We start from the raw sequence: 16,245 nt of genomic DNA, 5'->3' as shown, positions 1-16,245 counted from the left end.
AAACGTTATGGCAGTGAATACATCAGAGACATCTTTTAACGTAATTGAAAAAGAAAACGATGGATTTGAAGTGCGACTTGATGGTTGCTTGATTTTCGAACATCTTGTAAACCGACCGTTTATCTTTGTTGGTCGTGGAGAAGAAACGATAGATATGTATCGAGGTAACTTCAAGATTCAAGATTACCTGGTTGAACGTGTTCCGCTACGAGATGCGAAAGTAACAAAACACGAAGTTGGATATGAAATTTCGTTCCGTCGTTTCCGTGGTGACGAACAGATCCTGTCCATTCATCTGACTAAGGATGGTGATGCTCTGAAAGTAAACTTTGATTTGAAGGACAAATCTCTTAATCGTTTTTGGATAAGAGTCCATGCGGATAAAGAGGAGAAAGTTTACGGGTGTGGAGAACAATTGTCTCATTTTAATATGCGAGGGAAAAACTTCCCGCTCTGGACGTCTGAGCCGGGTGTCGGAAGGAATAAGAAAACCTATACGACATGGCAGGCTGATGTAAAAGATCAAGCCGGAGGGGACTATTACAATACCAATTTCCCTCAACCGACGTTCATCTCTACAAATAAGTATTTCTGCCATGTTGAAACGACAGCGTACGCAGATTTTGATTTCCGCCATGACGATTTTCATGAATTACAAATATGGGAAATCCCATCCCATATCCTTTTTGAACGAGCATCGACTTATAAAAAGCTTGTGAAACGTATGACAGCACGATTAGGGCGACAACCTGAACTGCCGGATTGGACATACAACGGCATATGGCTAGGCATTCAAGGTGGTACAGATGTCGTGGAAGAAAAGCTTGAACGTGCCTTTCAAAAAGGGTTGAAAGTAGGAGCGGTTTGGTGCCAGGATTGGCAAGGGAAAAGGGTGACTTCTTTCGGGAAACGTTTGAGGTGGAATTGGCAATGGCATCCGGAAGAATATCCGAATCTCGATAAAAAGATCCATGAATGGAAAGAGCGGGGCATTCGCTTTTTGGGCTATATCAACCCATATGTTGTGAAGGAAGGCCATTTATATGAAGAGGCTAAGCAAAAAGGGTTCCTGGCGCTAGCTGAAGACGGTGGAGATTACCTTGTCGATTTTGGTGAATTTTATTGTGGGGTCGTTGATTTTACGAATGAAAAAGCTTATGAATGGTATAAGTCTGTAATCAAGGAAAACTTGATTGATTTTGGCCTGGACGGCTGGATGGCTGATTTCGGTGAATACTTGCCTACTGACATCAAACTTTCCAACGGACAACCTGCAACGATCATGCATAATGCTTGGCCTGCTTTATGGGCAAAGGTGAATCATGATGCTTTAAAGGAAACGGGAAGATGGGGAGATATCGTTTATTTTATGCGTGCAGGATATACCGGAACTCAGGCAACTTGTCCATTGCTCTGGGCAGGTGATCAAAGTGTCGACTGGAGCCTGGATGATGGATTGGCTTCTGTGATCCCTGCAGCATTATCAGCGGGTATGACAGGTTGTGGGATCCATCATAGTGACATAGGTGGTTACACCAGTCTACATGGCAACAAACGATCCAAGGAGCTATTGCTTCGTTGGGTGGAAATGGCTGCGTTCACACCGGTCATGAGGACCCATGAAGGGAACCGTCCAGATGATTGTTTTCAATACGATGGAGATGATGAAACACTAGAGCATTTTGTGAAAATGACAAATGTTTATGTATCATTAGCCCCCTATATGAAGGGTCTTGTGAAACAAAATGCTGAGGAAGGGATCCCTGTCCAAAGACCATTATTCATGGAGTATGAAGAAGATTCTAGATCGTACGACATTCAGTATCAGTATATGTTAGGGTCAGACCTGCTTGTCGCTCCGGTACATGAGGAAGGAAGATCCTCCTGGAACGTGTACCTTCCTGAGGATGAATGGGTTCATTTCTGGAGTGGAAAAGAATATCACGGAGGTGACATTGAGGTAGATGCTTCAATCGGACAACCGCCTGTCTTTTACAAGAAACAATCACCTTATAGAGAATTGTTCGATAAGGTCGCTAATGAAAGTGTTGAAAGATAAAACATAACTACCTATTTTAAAAGGTCATTATCTATGATATGATTATATTAGAAATAACACCATGGAGAAGGGTTGTGACCAACGTTGTCAAATAAGGTGCTTTATATACCAATCGGCAGGAAGACTTTCGATTTGAAAGCTGGTGAAGAACAGCGAAACAACAGTGTGGAATTTTTGGAACAAATCGCTGATGAATTAATCGAGCCGGGGGAAATCATTACTTCTCCTGAAGAGCTGGATGGATTTTTAGCAGATATAGATGATAGAAATGAAATTGTTACAACGATTTATCAAAGTGTGACATTCGCAGATGGCGAATTTGTCCAAACTCTAATTGAAAACGTTAAAGCACCCGTTGTAGTCTGGTCTGTACGTGAACCGAGCATAGGCGGAAGACTTCGGCTAAACTCCCTTACAGGGGGTAATAGTACGAGTCATGTGCTCCGATGTATGAATCATCCTTTTTCGTTCGTATTTGGAAATGCCGATGAAGCACATGTTCAACAGAAAATGAAAAAACAACTACAGGTACATCGATTAATAGGAGAACTTAAACAATTAAAGATTGGCGTCGTCGGAGAATATCCCCCAGGGTTCTTTTTCTCAGGAACGGATGAAGATAAATTATATCAACAAATGGGAGTCACAGTCTCTCGCTTTGATCTTCAGCAGGCTTTTGAAGAATGTGTCAAGCTTCCCCGAAAAAAATGGGAAGGTGCGATCGAGCGCGCAGAACGACAAGTGATCGGATTGAACAGAAATGATGAAACGGTAGAGCGTTTTGCACAGTTTTCAACTTATGTGAAAGAAAAGATTGAAGAAGAACATATATCGGCACTTGCGATTCGGTGCTGGCCAGACTTCTTTAATGAATTAGGGGCAGCTGCATGTTCAACACTTTCACAATTCACTGAAGATGGAGTCGTATCGTCATGTGAGTCTGATATTCATGGTTCCATCTCCATGTTCATATTACAGCAGCTGACAGATGGGAGTGCTCCTTACTTAGGAGATATGGTTCATGTGAATGAAGCCAGCAACTCAGTTGTATTCTGGCACTGCGGTGCGGGTGCCTATTCCTTAGCCCATCCGTCCCAGGGGGCACAATCCGGCGTTCACCCGAACCGTAAATTGGGCTTTACAATGGAATTCGGCTTAAAACCTGGGCGTGTTACGCTATTCCGTGTTGGTTACACACCAGAAGGATATCGGTTGCTTGTCATGCGCGGCAATGCACTCGACACACCTCAAAGATTTAATGGTACATCCGTGGAAGTTCAGCTTGAAACAGATGTAAACAAAACGCTATATCAGATTATGGAAGAAGGTTTTGAACCTCATTATGCGCTCGTGTATGACGATGTTGCAGAAGAGTTAGTCGAGCTCGGCCGGCAGCTGGGATTAGAAACGATTGTCTTTACGAGGGATTGAAGGGAGTCGGAATCATGAAGAAAATTGCCATAGGGCAAGCCGGCGGACCTACAACCGTTGTAAATTCGACGCTTGCCGGTTTTGTAAAAGAAATGAAATCTGATTTTTCCTTGTTTTTCATTCGAAATGGATATGAAGGGCTCGTTCGTGACGAATTAATGGAAGGAAACGAGGAAAATATGAATTGGGTCTTAAGACATCAAAATGTCCCAGGAGCATGCCTTGGTTCAGGGAGGTATCCGTTCACTGATGAAAATATAGAAAAAGCTGTAGGGAATCTCCGTCGACATTCGATTGAAATTCTTGTTTTCATCGGAGGCAATGGCACGATGGAGGCATTATACAAAGTTGAGAAAGCCGCTGAAGATATGGGTTATGGCTTACAGGTGATTGGGCTTCCAAAGACAGTGGACAATGATATAGGTTGTACGGATCATGCGCCTGGATTTGGAAGCTCTGCAAGGTACGTGGCTCAAGCAACAAGAGATATCAGTCGAGATCTTCATGCCATGCAAAACTTTGAACAGGTACGTATTCTGGAGACAATGGGAAGGAATGCAGGGTGGCTTGCAGCAGCAAGCGGATTATTAAAAACCTTTGAAGAGGAAGGTCCCCACTTTATTGCCCTGCCAGAGCGCCCGTTGAAACAACTTGAATTGCTAAGCTCTGTAGAAGAAGCAATTCGGAAGTATGGATGTGCAACCGTAGTTGTCAGTGAAGGGGTTAGTTGGTGTGACGGCGTTCAAGTTAAACGAGAGAAAGTCAAAGGTCGTCCTATCCTGGGAGGTATTTCAGAAGAAGTAGAAACCTTCATAAAAAAAGAGTTGAATGTAACGGTCCGTTCAGAGCTTTTAGGCATCAATCAAAGGAGTAGCTCACAATCTGTATCAAGCTTAGACCGGTATGAGTCTTTTCTTACAGGAATCACAGGAGGTAAGTGGATTAAAGAAGGCCGGACTGGAATGATGGTTTCCATACAAAGAGGTGACGATGTTCGTTATAATGTAGATATGAAACCAGTCCAGTTGGAGGATGTGGTAAAAGCAGGCGAAAGAGTGATGCCTGCGGACTTTATCGATGATCTTGAACGCTACTACAAATGGCTACGCCCTCTTGTAGGCGATGAATTACCTACCTATCCTCCACCGATCCAAAGGAGAGACTTATATGTCGACCAACAAATTTAACGCGAATGACGGTGCACTCTATTTACAAATTAAAGATGTTTTGATCAAGCGTATTCAAAATGGCGCATGGAAACCAAACACCCTTATTCCCACTGAACAAGAATTGATCAAAGAATTTGATGTGAGTCGTACAACAATCAGGCAGGCTATTTCCATTCTTGTACAAAATGGTTTGCTTGAAAAAAAGCAGGGACGCGGTACCATTGTCAAATCACAACGCCTTGTTGGAAATTTGGGTAGACTTCGGGGATTTGCGGAGGAAGTGGTAGAAAGAGGCCAAATTCCACACTCGAAGCTTTTAAGGGCAGAATTTAAAGAGGACCTCTATCATGAAAGGGATATGCTCAAGGTGAAAGAGGGGGAGCCAGTTCTTTTAGTTGAACGGATACGTTTTGCAGACGAGATTCCAATTGCACTTGAGCGTACATGCTGGCCAAAGGAAATAGGCGACATTTTAATCAAATGTGATTTGAACCAAGCGAGATATTATGAAGTACTCGAACAATATAACTATTATTTAAAAAGTGCGAACGAAAAAATCACAGCCATCAATGCAACGATCAATGAAGCTGATTCTTTAGGGATTCGACCAGGTGAAGCTCTGTTAGAAATGACACGGTTAAGTCTTGGTGTAAATGATCATCCCATTGAATACACAAAAACCAAATACCGAAGCGACAAGTATCACTATAATATTGAACTGGATAGGTAGAAAGGAGAAACAAATGCCATTTATTAATGGGAAGGAAATGTTAGAGCATGCTCTTCAAAGCGGTTATGGAGTTGGCGCGTTCAGTGCGCATAATGCCGAAACCATCCAAGCGATTTTGGAAGCTGCTGAAGAAGAACAATCACCAATCATGATCCAGGTGGGGCAAAAAGTTATTCAAAGTATCGGTCTTGAGCCCATGATGGTTCTGATCGAAAGCTTTGCAAAGGATTACTCTATTCCTATTGCCATTCACCTTGATCATAGCCGTCAATTCCAACAAACGATGCAAGCGATTCAATTGGGGTTTCAATCCGTGATGTTCGATGGTTCAGCACTTTCATTTGAGGAGAATGTTTCAACAACCAAAAAGGTCGTGGAAATAGCAAGGTCCCTTGGAATTGGAAGTGAAGGGGAGATTGGAAAAATCGGTGGTACTGAAGACGATATAACAGTAGATGAAAAGGATGCTTTCATTACAACAACAGAGGAAGCAGCCGCATTTGTTGAAGCAACAGGAGTTGATTACCTGGCTGTTTCGATTGGAACTGCTCATGGTATTTATAAGCAAACACCAAATCTGCGGTTTGAGAGACTTCAGAAAATTTCCGAAGCCGTAGAACGCCCTATCGTCCTTCATGGAGGGTCCGATGTTCCGGATGATCAGGTCAAAAAAGCAATCTCTTTGGGTGTTGCCAAAATTAATGTGGATACAGAACTTCGACAGGCATTTACAAGAGGAATTCAGGAAATTTTCAATGAAAATAAGGAAGACTTTGTACTCGCCAATTCGTTAGGTAATGGGAAACGACAGATGAAAGAAAAGGTTCAGGAAAAGATTCGAGTGTTCGGAAGCCAGGAAAAAGCGCAAGTGCTTTTATCGGCCAAAAAGGTAATGACGTTATAATCTATAGGGAGGTATGTTTTGTATGACCACAACAGTTTCAATTGAAAATCTGGGTTTATTCATTGATGGGCAATGGCGCGTGAAACGAACAACTTCCGATGTGTTAAACAAATATACACAACAAGTAATTGCAAAAATTTCTGTTGCAGAAGAGCAAGATGTCCGGGATGCGGTGACAGCAGCAAAACAAGCCATTACGAAATCCTTTCATCCATATGAGCGGTATGCCGTATTAAAAAATGCAGCCGAAGGACTAAGAGAACGTCTCGAGGAGTTAGCAACAATCCTTGCTGAAGAAGTGGGAAAGCCGATTTCCGAGTCAAGAGGCGAGGTGGAACGTGCAGCCCTGACATTAGAAATTTCAGCAGAAGAGGCAAAGCGGATCCATGGAGAGGGTGTTCCTGTTGAATCCGCGCCTGGATCGGAAAATCGACAAGCCTTTACAAGACGAGTACCGGTTGGCGTAGTGGCAGCGATCACCCCTTTCAACGTCCCATTGAATCTAGTTTGCCATAAGGTTGGCCCTGCGTTGGCTGCTGGGAACAGTGTTGTATTAAAACCAGCTGAAGTTACCCCTGTGTCTGCCATTATGTTAACAGAAATATTCGAAAAAGCAGGCTTACCTGTAGGCCGATTGAATGTGGTGACAGGAGCAGGTCCGAAGATCGGAAACTGGCTTCTTGGGAATGATGACGTTGATATGTTTACGTTTACAGGAAGCCCGAAAATTGGTCGACTGATTAAAGAAAAAGCGGGACTTCGGAAGGTAGCCTTAGAATTAGGAAATAACTCGGCGACCATCGTTCATAAGGATGCTGATATTGAACAATCTGCAACTCTGGTTGCTCAGAAAAGTTTCAACAATGCGGGACAGGTATGTATTTCTGTTCAGCGAGTATACGTTCATGAAGATATTTATGAATCCTTCCTGATCAAAATGAAAGACGTAACAAATTCATTTGTAGTAGGGGACCCAAAAAATGAAGCTACGAGTATTGGTCCGATGATTGCTGAAAAAGAGGCTGTGAGAGTAGAAAATTGGGTCAACGAAGCTATTAAAGAAGGGGCAAATGTTGAAACAGGTGGAAAACGAGATGGTGTGTTTTATGAGCCTACTATTCTTTCAAATGTGAACAATGATATGAAGGTGTGTAGAGAAGAAGTATTTGGACCGGTCGTAGCCGTTTCGACTTATAATGATGTGGATGATGTGATTGCTCGCGTCAATGATTCAGAATATGGCCTCCAAGCCGGATTGTTTACGAATGACCTTGCATTCGCGATGAAAGCGGCAAATCAGATAGAGGTGGGTGGCCTTATCATCAATGATACTTCCGGTTATCGTGTGGATCATATGCCATATGGTGGCGTTAAGAAAAGCGGAAGTGGAAAAGAGGGGCCTAAATATGCCATCGAAGAAATGACAGAGGAACGGATTGTGGTCTTTAATTTATAGCGTTGTGATAAGGGGAATGAACCATGTCCATAATAAGTATTATGCTGCCTATATTTTTCGTGTTTGGGGTAGGGTATTTTGCGCAGCGATTATTGAAACTGGATACAAATATCCTATCTAAACTTGTAATCTATGTAATGGTTCCTTTTCTGGTTTTCCGCACTTTTTATGAGCAGCCCATAAATACTTCTTATGGATATTTAGCACTCTATCTGATTGGATTGTGCACAGTTATCATCGTAATGGTAAGTGTTCTATCTAAAGTAAATGGATATAGTGAACCGGAACGTAGTGGTTTGATTTTAGCTTCAGCATTCATGAATAACGGGAATTATGGTACTCCCCTCATTTTCTTTTTGTTTGGGGCAGCAGGAATGGAAACAGCTATCATTTTAATGGTGATCCAACAATTATTGATGAGTACGCTCGGAGTCTATTATGCCGCAAAAGGGAGTCCAGAGGGCGGCGACGTATCAGCGGCTCTCAAATCTATAAAAAGAATGCCGATGGTCTATGGAGCTATGATCGGTCTTGCTTTCCAATATCTTCGTATCCCACTAGAAAAAGGTATAATGGAGGGCGTCGATTTTATCGCTGATGCAGCTATTCCTGTCATCATGATTACCCTAGGCATGCAGCTTGCGAATATAAGAGTCAAAGAAGTGGATTGGAAAAAACTTTCTACGGCATTAATTTTAAAACTTATTGGTGCGCCTATTATTGCAGCACTGTTCGTGTGGCATATGCCTCTGGATGAGATGACCAAGCAAATCATGATCATTATGGCTGCTACACCAACTGCAGCAAATACAACCATGATTGCAATCCAGTTTCAGACTGAACCGCAAAATGTTTCAACTGCAACATTAGTAACAACAGTCGTAAGTCTGATTACAATACCACTTGTTATCCAATTGACAATGTAAACGTATCACTAACATTCAATAGAACAATGTAACTTTATGGAAAATAGTAGTTGATTACTGACCTTGTTATGTTTCAACAGAAAAAAATTAAACCTTGCAGAGGAGATATGTTTGATGCGACTTCCTATAGTAGTTCCTACACTATTAGTTATTTTGAGTTTATTTTTCATCTCTGCGGGAGTGGGGTTAAGAAGTATATACAGATATGCGCCAATCTATGGAATTGTACTGGGAATAATCTTACTCTTGTTCGCAGGGAAAGCTGCTGATTGGATGAGTGGTAATAAATAGTATAAAGGAAAATTTGACTAGAGTAGAAAATTATTATGCAACGCTAGTGAATTTGAAAACACCTCACATGTTGAAAAGTTATATTTTCGTGCTGAAGGAGTGAACTATACAATGAATTTTCGAAAAGGAACCTATAAAAAATAGGCTAACCAGATGAACTGGTTAACCTTATAATACGATCGGGCGCTATCACTATACCGATCTTTTTTGGAATTGGTACGATCCAGATGGTTCTTGCGAGAATAATTACATTTTAAGTAATAAAGACGATAAAAGGGAAACGGAAAAAGTAACCATCCTGCATCGGACAATGTAAGGGTATCGGTTACTGGGAAAATGTTTTTGTGCTTACGTTCTTGCGAAATTCTGTTCCTTATTATTAATTCCTTCTTCTACGAATCTTCTAGATATTTCAAGTTTTAGGACCGAGATAAATTCGGGTGATAATTTTAGATCAATGGCTTGATGATAAGCCTCCATAAGACTTTGGTCTGACAGGTTATGCAACATGAGTATGTGGTGCCTCCCAAAAAATGTTTTATAAAAATCTTCGTCTTTTGAAAGTGCTTTTAAGTGGCCCTAAGATAATTTTCACTTAAAAGTAAGATAATGGTGGTAATAGTCCATATTTATTTTTGTAGAATCTTTTGATTTCACTTTAGACATGAACGCAAGTATAAATATTCGTAATGAAGCATTACGATTAACCGCAGGAACTGCAGGGATAGCCTAATCCATAACTGGTGGTTACGCTGGTGTCCTTAGAAATCTCACGCTTCAAACAGACTGTAAGGTCGTTAAGTGGCGAGAGGTTCAATATTTAACATTAACAGACTAGTGGAATTCATTTGCCATAAATTACATTTTATGGAGTTTTTTGAATGTGGTATACTAGCTATCTATACTAAGAAAAGGAGGTTATAACATGGCTAAAAAGTCTATAATTGCTAAAGCTCAAAAACCTCAGAAGTATCAGGTACGTGCGTATACCCGTTGTGAGCAATGTGGCAGACCACACAGTGTTTTGAAAAAATTCAAGCTATGTCGAATTTGCCTCCGTGAACTTGCTTATAAAGGACAAATACCTGGTCTCAAGAAAGCTAGCTGGTAAATTTAGCTTGTTATAAATTATGCCAAATATATAGAGACAACATTTACTATATATACGAAAAAAGCATCGGACCTACATCCGGCGCTTTTTTATTTTTATTTAAATCTCTATTTATTTACTTTTTGAAACGTCAATTTTTGTCCATTATTAGCCATGGGAGATGAAGAGAGCCAGTCCAGATAGGTTAATACGTTAGGTGGTACATTTATTCCTGCTTTTGTAGGATTATTATTTAACTTTTGAATTTAATGTAAACCTCTGGCTTTAATAGGATCATTCGATTTTTTTATTAACTCTTCAAGAAGACCTTTATCTTCCAACGAATTTTCTCCTTCAACAACAATCATAAGATCCCGATATTCAAGACTTATCATAAACGAAACTAGGCTTGGCAGATGTTCGACCTTGCAACTTTTATCTTTTACATAAATATAGATGCTACTGGAACAACTTTGGCAGAACTTGTAAAGTTCTATTAAATTTGATAAACCAAAACGATGGGAAGATACTTTAAGAGAAAAAATAGTTTTCATCAAAACTCCACCCCGTTAAAAAAGTCTTACTATTAGTTTGTCACAAGATGATCCTTTTATATACCGGGTTAATTTGTCGTAAATAGACTTCTTTTGTTTTTGAGTTCTGCAAGCACACCGAGGGGGTATTGGTCTCACCGTCGAGTCTACTATCGCATCCTTCTCATATTTGTTGTTTAAAAGAACAAACCTCTCACTACGTAGATAATTCTATTATTAGTTTTTAGTCTCTACCTATTATGGACTTCGTTTGCTTAAGAACGTTAATCGATTCACCACATATCACTCGAATAGGTTTACTTCATATTTTGTATTCAGGTTAATGCGGTTCATCTGTGTCAAATTGGGTCATTCATCCGAGGGAGGTGCTGAAAACTGCTATGTTAAACAATGCTCCAAGCACCATCGTGGCCCATCATCATCCGAGTCAGGACGTTACATCATCTTGGGAAGATATCGACGTACTAAAAAGAAAAAACTATCTTTCAACACAAAACATTTTGTTTAAAAAACACGCTTTTTCTCAAAATGTTGTTAAGTTCGGAGAGACTCAGACACTGATTGGACAGCCGTTATCTTTTTAGATGAGTAGGTTTGAGAAGTCTTTCTATGAATAAAGTTGGAGTGAGAGAGGATATAGAACCATTTCAAAAAAAAACAACCGCAACAAATAAGGAGTATTGAAATAAATGTTAGAATATACCAACGTAGACTTTATACTAAATCACTAATTAAGGAGGAATCATGGGAAGATTAATTCATTTCGAAATTCATGTGGATGATATTGAACGGGCTAAGAAATTTTATGGAGAGGTATTTGAATGGAAGTTTGAAGATTGGAGTGAGTATGCGGGAATGCCGTATTTTGGAGCTGTGACAGGCGATGAAAATGAACCTGGAATCAACGGGGCTTTGATGCAACGGCAAAGTGCTTCTCCAGAAACCAACCAAGCGTTGAATGCCTATGCTTGTACTATGGGAGTTGAAGATTTCGATTCTGTTGAATCGAAGATCATCAATAATGGAGGTAAGGTCGCTATGCCCAAATATGCTCTGCCTGGGATGGCTTGGCAGGGGTACTTTATTGATACCGAAGGAAATATTTTTGGTATTCATCAACCGGATGAAAACGCCAAATAAACTTTATGTGACTTCGAGGGCCCTTATATAAGGGTTCTTTTTAAGGTGTCTTTAAGAGGAAGCCCCTTTTATCAAGGGAACAGTTCCAACTTATAGTCTCGTTACCCTCGAATTTTCAGTCAGCTTTAGGCAGCCTTTCCCATTCACTTAAATATAGAACATCTGGAAATTACTACTTTACAATTACACAGGAAAAACGATCATTTAAATAAAGGAGATAGGACAAGACACAAAGAAACAAATAACCAATAATGTGAAATCATTTTTATTAAAGAACTGGCGCACTTCTTGAGTAAGTGCGTCTTTTGAATAAGGCCATTTAATTGAATAAGCAATTGGTGAAGTAAGAAAAATTGAAATAATTGGTATTTAGTTGAAGGGCAGTTATCTGGAGGACTTGATTTCGAGATAATAGAATAATTTGAAACAGTTTATTAGGTGAATAAACATTATTATAACTGCGTTAAGTAATTTGGAATAGAGGCACTTTTCGTATTGTTATGGTATGTCCACACCGTTGAAAATTTTGGTATTTGTAAGGTATTGGAGGTATAGCTTATGAAAGAATCCGTTATTATTTTCTTTGAAAGAATATTTCCAAGTGCAAACATGGTTCTTATTAAGGATCAGCTCCCAACCCTTATTGATACTGGCTTTGGGAGCGATGTAAAAGAAACTGAGCAATTATTGAAAGAAGCGGGCGTTTCACCAAAAGCATTACACCTGATTGTTAACACCCACTATCACAGTGACCATGTAGGAGGCAATTATCATCTTCAAAAAAATTATGGTGTTCCGATTGCTGCACATAAATGGGAAACTGCTTTAATTAATTCTAATAATCATGAAGCCTGTAGTGCAGTATGGTTAGATCAGCCGGTAGAACAGTATCGAGTTGATACAAAATGGATACATCACAACCAACTGTAAATCAAACGGGTACTTTCAGAGTTCCCTAAACGCTTTGAAGTTGAAATTTAAGTATAGGTGTCCATGAAGTCGATGATGGCTTTGGCTTCCATGGTGGCATGAAATTTACTTTCTGTAATACTTCTATTTACTTACTCGTATTTATAAGCATAAATACATGATATGAACCGAGGAGTGGTTGTATGAAAGGTTTCTCTTTTATGGAAAAAGCAATTGGAGTGGCTTTAGAAAATGTCATGTCCAACCAAGGTGGACCATTTGGGGCCATTGTTGTTAAAGACGGTAAAATAATTGGTACCGGCCGAAATGAAGTAACAGCATCAAATGATCCAACTGCACATGCTGAGGTGCAGGCCATAAGGGCAGCTTGCCAATATTTACACGACTTCCAGCTTATCGATTGTGAGATCTATACGAGCTGTGAACCTTGTCCGATGTGCATCGGAGCAATCTATTGGGCGAGACCAAAAGCGGTTTATTATGCATGTACGAAGGAAGATGCGGCGAAAATAGGTTTCGACGATCAGTTTATTTATGAACAGCTTTCCCTTCCAATTGACCAGCGTAATATTACTATGAAACAAATTTCTCCAAATCAATATGAATTACCGTTTAAAACATGGGAAAAATCAAAAGATAAAACACATTACTAATCTGAAATAAGGGATGGTGTTTATAGGAGAAATCAGAAAAGAAAATCTCTGTAGCATCAGGGAGAGAAGCTGCTGATACAGTTTTATAGTTTTTTTTCTTGTTTTTTTCAGTATTTTATATTTCTTCACATGAACATCTGATTAATTAGCAGTCTTTGATTTTGTTGATTTGAAAGAAAGTCGTACCGTCTTGAAAAAATTCAACCGTTTGTGTTAATTCCCCATCATCAGATTAAAGACTCTTACAAAAATTGAGCTAATGGGCGCTAGGGTTTAAGATTGAGTATTTTTGGAAATTAAATTATTCCACATACGGGCGTTATCTTTGAATGAACTGCACCCTGTAAAGTAGACAGGCGAAATAGAATAAAAAATACTAAGCAGCCTTACTTCGATATTCCACTGGAGTAAGGTTGTTTAAATTCTCCTGAAACCTTTCATGGTTGTAAAAATACATATAATCGTCAATGTTCTTCTTTGAGTTCTTTAAATGTTTCATAGCGAGCGATTAAGGTGATTTTTTTCCTGTTTTAATGCTCCAAAGAAACTTTCAATATAGGCATTATCTAAACAGCGTCCCACTCTAGACATGCTTTGAATCATTCCAGTAATCATTTTCCCAAATGTTTTAGAGGTATATTGAAACCCACGATCACTATGAATCATCGTCCCAATAGGGTTCTCTTTTATTATGGCACCCTGAATCGTCTTAAAGACTAACTGGTTATTATTGTTTTTTCCTTCTTTCTTTAAAATAGTGTGAAATAACTCGATACAGGCATTATCATAAGGGCAGCCTTTCTGGTTATAATTATTCTTATGAATAAAAATCACATTGCTACCCACTAATGAAAAGGACCACTTCAGAGTCCGTCAACCCGAATCCATCATTTATTTGCTATAATTTTGATAAGGGTTAATGATAGTCCGTAATCCTAATGTAACTTTAGGTATGTACTCTTATGAAACGAAGTCAACTTATCAGACATTCGTTTTGTCATAGCTAACCAAAATATCAGTTGCTTTTTAAAGGAGTTAGACTAATGGAAAAACCGCTGTTTGATATTCCTTCAAGTACCTATTCGGCGTTAAGTGAGACAGAACGCTATCTGCTGGAATACATTCACCAGAACTTAGATGATATTGCGACTATGTCAATTGTGACACTCAGCGAACGTGCTACTGTTTCAACGGCCACAATTGTAAGACTGATGAAGAAAATTGGTTATAATGGCTATACGTCTTTTAAGTATAGATTAATGCAAGATAAGAAAATGGTTGATTACGGGGATAAACTCCGTGATATTGATGTCGCTATCAAACAAGCGATTAAGAAAAACGAGGAAGAGGTCATCAAAACGATACAGCTTCAGAGCATTGGTCAAATAGAAGATGCAGTACAGAAAATCCATGATGCCGAAAAAATATATATTTTTGCGCGTGGTTTCTCTGAAATGATTGCGAAAGAAATGACGGTCAAGCTACAGGTTATGGGTAAAAATTGTGAGAATCACGATGACCCGAACATTATTCGAACCAAATCTCGTAAAATGGGGGAAAATGAGCTGGCCATTTTCGTTTCGTTAAATGGTGAAACGTCCGAGCTCGTAGAAGCATGCCAGAATCTGAGCATCAAACAAGTGACGACAATCACGCTAACCACCCGTGTAGATTCTACTTTGAGCAAGTTATCTGATATGACGCTGTTAGGGTATAAAAGCGACCAATCTCTTTTTCCAGAATATGAAGTCCGCTCACGTCTCTCACTCAATGTAATTGCCCGCATTCTCCTTGATGCCTACGTTATACGTACAAATTATTAATCTCGAGCCTTCCAAACCATTAAGGTTGGAGGGTTTTTTTTATAGAAAGAAGTATAATTTGCGGGGGTAACACCTCAGTACAAGTACTTTACACAATCTGAAAACATTTTCATGAAAAAACATGAGATACTGTCTTTAACAACGATTGAAGGAAGGTAAAGCCGTGATTTATACATGCACCTTGAATACAGCCATTGATTTATACGTAGCAGTTGATGAATTAAAACCAAATACGGTGAACCGTACTTACGATGAAGATTACCAACCGAATGGTAAAGGAGTCAACGTATCAATCATGCTAAAGCGATTAGGTATTGATAATGTTGCTTTAGGTTTTATCGCCGGATTTTCTGGCCATTACATCAAGGATTCTTTATACGAACTGGGGATTCAAACTGATTTTGTCGAAATCGATGGCATCACACGTATAAATGTTTTTATAAATTCAATGGATGAATACAAAATCGTCAACCAAGGACCGATGATTCAACCAAACGAGCAAGAGCAACTTTTAAACAAAATTAAGGAGATTCCTCCCCGCAGCACGCTCGTTGTCTCGGGAAGTCTTCCAAAAGGTGTACCTGACTCCATCATTGTTGACATCGCCAAAATTTGTTACGAACGTGACGTGAAGCTCGTTCTTGATACAAGCGTGGGTACAGTGATGGAGACGCTAGCGTATAAACCATCCTTACTCAAGCCGAATGAGGAAGAAGCAGCTTCTTTTTTTAACAAGGCCCATCCTCTTTCAGAGACAGAGCTCATTGAATGTGGGAAAGAGCTTCTTGAAAAAGGAGCGCAGAGCGTAATCATCTCAAGAGGAAAAGACGGCGCGCTCTATTTTTCGCACGAAGGTCTGTTAAAAGCTACTTCACCACAGGGGCAAGTCGTGAATACCGCTTGTTCCGGAGATACGATGCTTGCCACTTTTATCGGGAAGGAAATGCAGAAACATTCTGTAAAAGACGCACTTGCTAATGCGGTTGCAGCAGGAGCATCAACGGCTTTTTCTAAAGGACTTAGTGATTTAAAGGATATACCATCTCTTCTGAAACAAGTGATCATTACGGATTATAAGGGGGCATGAAC

18 protein-coding genes are annotated in these 16,245 nt (G+C 39.8%); 14 read left to right on the top strand and 4 right to left on the bottom strand.

Features of this window, described 5'->3' with window-relative positions; all coding sequences use genetic code 11:
- The first annotated feature begins 7 nt into the window (after nucleotides 1–7).
- From ACJROX_RS26360 to ACJROX_RS26330, 7 genes are all read left to right on the top strand, one after another.
- The gene (locus ACJROX_RS26360) at nucleotides 8–2,059 is read left to right on the top strand and encodes an alpha-glucosidase (RefSeq protein ID WP_408008163.1); all 2,052 of its coding nucleotides are present in this window, start codon (nucleotides 8–10) and stop codon (nucleotides 2,057–2,059) included.
- 84 nt (nucleotides 2,060–2,143) lie between these two features.
- Complete coding sequence (locus ACJROX_RS26355) at nucleotides 2,144–3,490, top strand: L-fucose/L-arabinose isomerase family protein (RefSeq protein WP_408008162.1); 1,347 nt, start codon at nucleotides 2,144–2,146, stop codon at nucleotides 3,488–3,490.
- A 14-nt stretch (nucleotides 3,491–3,504) separates the two neighbouring features.
- Nucleotides 3,505–4,677, top strand: a complete 1,173-nt coding sequence (locus tag ACJROX_RS26350) for a diphosphate--fructose-6-phosphate 1-phosphotransferase (RefSeq protein ID WP_408008161.1) — start codon at nucleotides 3,505–3,507, stop codon at nucleotides 4,675–4,677.
- On the top strand, nucleotides 4,658–5,389 hold the full coding sequence (locus ACJROX_RS26345) for a GntR family transcriptional regulator (RefSeq protein WP_408008160.1): 732 nt from the start codon (nucleotides 4,658–4,660) through the stop codon (nucleotides 5,387–5,389). Before ACJROX_RS26350 ends, ACJROX_RS26345 begins: the two co-directional genes overlap by 20 nt.
- A 13-nt stretch (nucleotides 5,390–5,402) precedes the next feature.
- On the top strand, nucleotides 5,403–6,293 hold the full coding sequence (locus ACJROX_RS26340) for a ketose-bisphosphate aldolase (protein ID WP_408008159.1): 891 nt from the start codon (nucleotides 5,403–5,405) through the stop codon (nucleotides 6,291–6,293).
- A gap of 22 nt (nucleotides 6,294–6,315) precedes the next feature.
- A complete protein-coding gene (locus ACJROX_RS26335) occupies nucleotides 6,316–7,749 on the top strand; it encodes an aldehyde dehydrogenase family protein (protein WP_408008158.1) in 1,434 nt (477 codons plus the stop codon).
- A 23-nt stretch (nucleotides 7,750–7,772) separates the two neighbouring features.
- Nucleotides 7,773–8,675, top strand: a complete 903-nt coding sequence (locus tag ACJROX_RS26330) for an AEC family transporter (protein ID WP_408008157.1) — start codon at nucleotides 7,773–7,775, stop codon at nucleotides 8,673–8,675.
- A 639-nt stretch (nucleotides 8,676–9,314) separates the two neighbouring features.
- Here the strand turns inward: ACJROX_RS26330 and ACJROX_RS26325 are convergent.
- Nucleotides 9,315–9,476, bottom strand: coding sequence for a sporulation histidine kinase inhibitor Sda (locus ACJROX_RS26325; RefSeq protein ID WP_408008156.1), 162 nt, complete (start codon nucleotides 9,474–9,476; stop codon nucleotides 9,315–9,317).
- A gap of 415 nt (nucleotides 9,477–9,891) precedes the next feature.
- Here ACJROX_RS26325 and ACJROX_RS26320 point away from each other — a divergent pair, with 415 nt between their 5' ends.
- Complete coding sequence (locus ACJROX_RS26320) at nucleotides 9,892–10,077, top strand: type Z 30S ribosomal protein S14 (protein ID WP_408008155.1); 186 nt, start codon at nucleotides 9,892–9,894, stop codon at nucleotides 10,075–10,077.
- 245 nt (nucleotides 10,078–10,322) lie between these two features.
- Here ACJROX_RS26320 and ACJROX_RS26315 read toward each other — a convergent pair whose 3' ends face one another.
- On the bottom strand, nucleotides 10,323–10,610 hold the full coding sequence (locus ACJROX_RS26315; protein WP_408008154.1) for a hypothetical protein: 288 nt from the start codon (nucleotides 10,608–10,610) through the stop codon (nucleotides 10,323–10,325).
- Between the two features lie 335 nt (nucleotides 10,611–10,945).
- Here ACJROX_RS26315 and ACJROX_RS26310 point away from each other — a divergent pair, with 335 nt between their 5' ends.
- The 4 genes from ACJROX_RS26310 (at nucleotide 10,946) to ACJROX_RS26295 (ending at nucleotide 13,333) form a co-directional block, all read left to right on the top strand.
- Entirely contained in the window at nucleotides 10,946–11,194 is a 249-nt protein-coding gene (locus ACJROX_RS26310) for a JAB domain-containing protein (protein WP_408008153.1), read from the top strand.
- Nucleotides 11,195–11,354: 160 nt separating this feature from the next.
- Nucleotides 11,355–11,750: a VOC family protein gene (locus ACJROX_RS26305; RefSeq protein ID WP_408008152.1), complete on the top strand. Its 396-nt coding sequence runs from the start codon at nucleotides 11,355–11,357 to the stop codon at nucleotides 11,748–11,750.
- Nucleotides 11,751–12,308: 558 nt separating this feature from the next.
- Nucleotides 12,309–12,680: an MBL fold metallo-hydrolase gene (locus tag ACJROX_RS26300; RefSeq protein WP_408008151.1), complete on the top strand. Its 372-nt coding sequence runs from the start codon at nucleotides 12,309–12,311 to the stop codon at nucleotides 12,678–12,680.
- Nucleotides 12,681–12,862: 182 nt separating this feature from the next.
- Nucleotides 12,863–13,333: a nucleoside deaminase gene (locus ACJROX_RS26295; RefSeq protein WP_408008150.1), complete on the top strand. Its 471-nt coding sequence runs from the start codon at nucleotides 12,863–12,865 to the stop codon at nucleotides 13,331–13,333.
- Nucleotides 13,334–13,709: 376 nt separating this feature from the next.
- Here ACJROX_RS26295 and ACJROX_RS26290 read toward each other — a convergent pair whose 3' ends face one another.
- Together ACJROX_RS26290 and ACJROX_RS26285 are read right to left on the bottom strand one after the other, a co-directional pair.
- Complete coding sequence (locus ACJROX_RS26290; RefSeq protein WP_408008149.1) at nucleotides 13,710–13,832, bottom strand: IS3 family transposase; 123 nt, start codon at nucleotides 13,830–13,832, stop codon at nucleotides 13,710–13,712.
- The gene (locus tag ACJROX_RS26285; RefSeq protein ID WP_408008148.1) at nucleotides 13,829–14,179 is read right to left on the bottom strand and encodes a hypothetical protein; all 351 of its coding nucleotides are present in this window, start codon (nucleotides 14,177–14,179) and stop codon (nucleotides 13,829–13,831) included. The genes ACJROX_RS26290 and ACJROX_RS26285 overlap by 4 nt, the downstream gene beginning before the upstream one ends.
- A 197-nt stretch (nucleotides 14,180–14,376) precedes the next feature.
- Between ACJROX_RS26285 and ACJROX_RS26280 the strand changes: the two genes are divergently transcribed.
- On the top strand, nucleotides 14,377–15,156 hold the full coding sequence (locus tag ACJROX_RS26280; RefSeq protein WP_408008147.1) for a MurR/RpiR family transcriptional regulator: 780 nt from the start codon (nucleotides 14,377–14,379) through the stop codon (nucleotides 15,154–15,156).
- A 163-nt stretch (nucleotides 15,157–15,319) separates the two neighbouring features.
- A complete protein-coding gene (pfkB, locus tag ACJROX_RS26275) occupies nucleotides 15,320–16,243 on the top strand; it encodes a 1-phosphofructokinase (protein WP_408008146.1) in 924 nt (307 codons plus the stop codon).
- Nucleotides 16,244–16,245 lie beyond the last annotated feature (2 nt).

Origin of the sequence: Pseudalkalibacillus sp. A8 (genome assembly GCF_045920555.1) — a bacterium.
Classification (GTDB): Bacteria; Bacillota; Bacilli; order Bacillales; family Fictibacillaceae; genus Pseudalkalibacillus.
The sequence above is the reverse complement of the archived record's forward strand: the minus strand, read 5'-3'. Positions and strand labels throughout refer to the sequence as shown.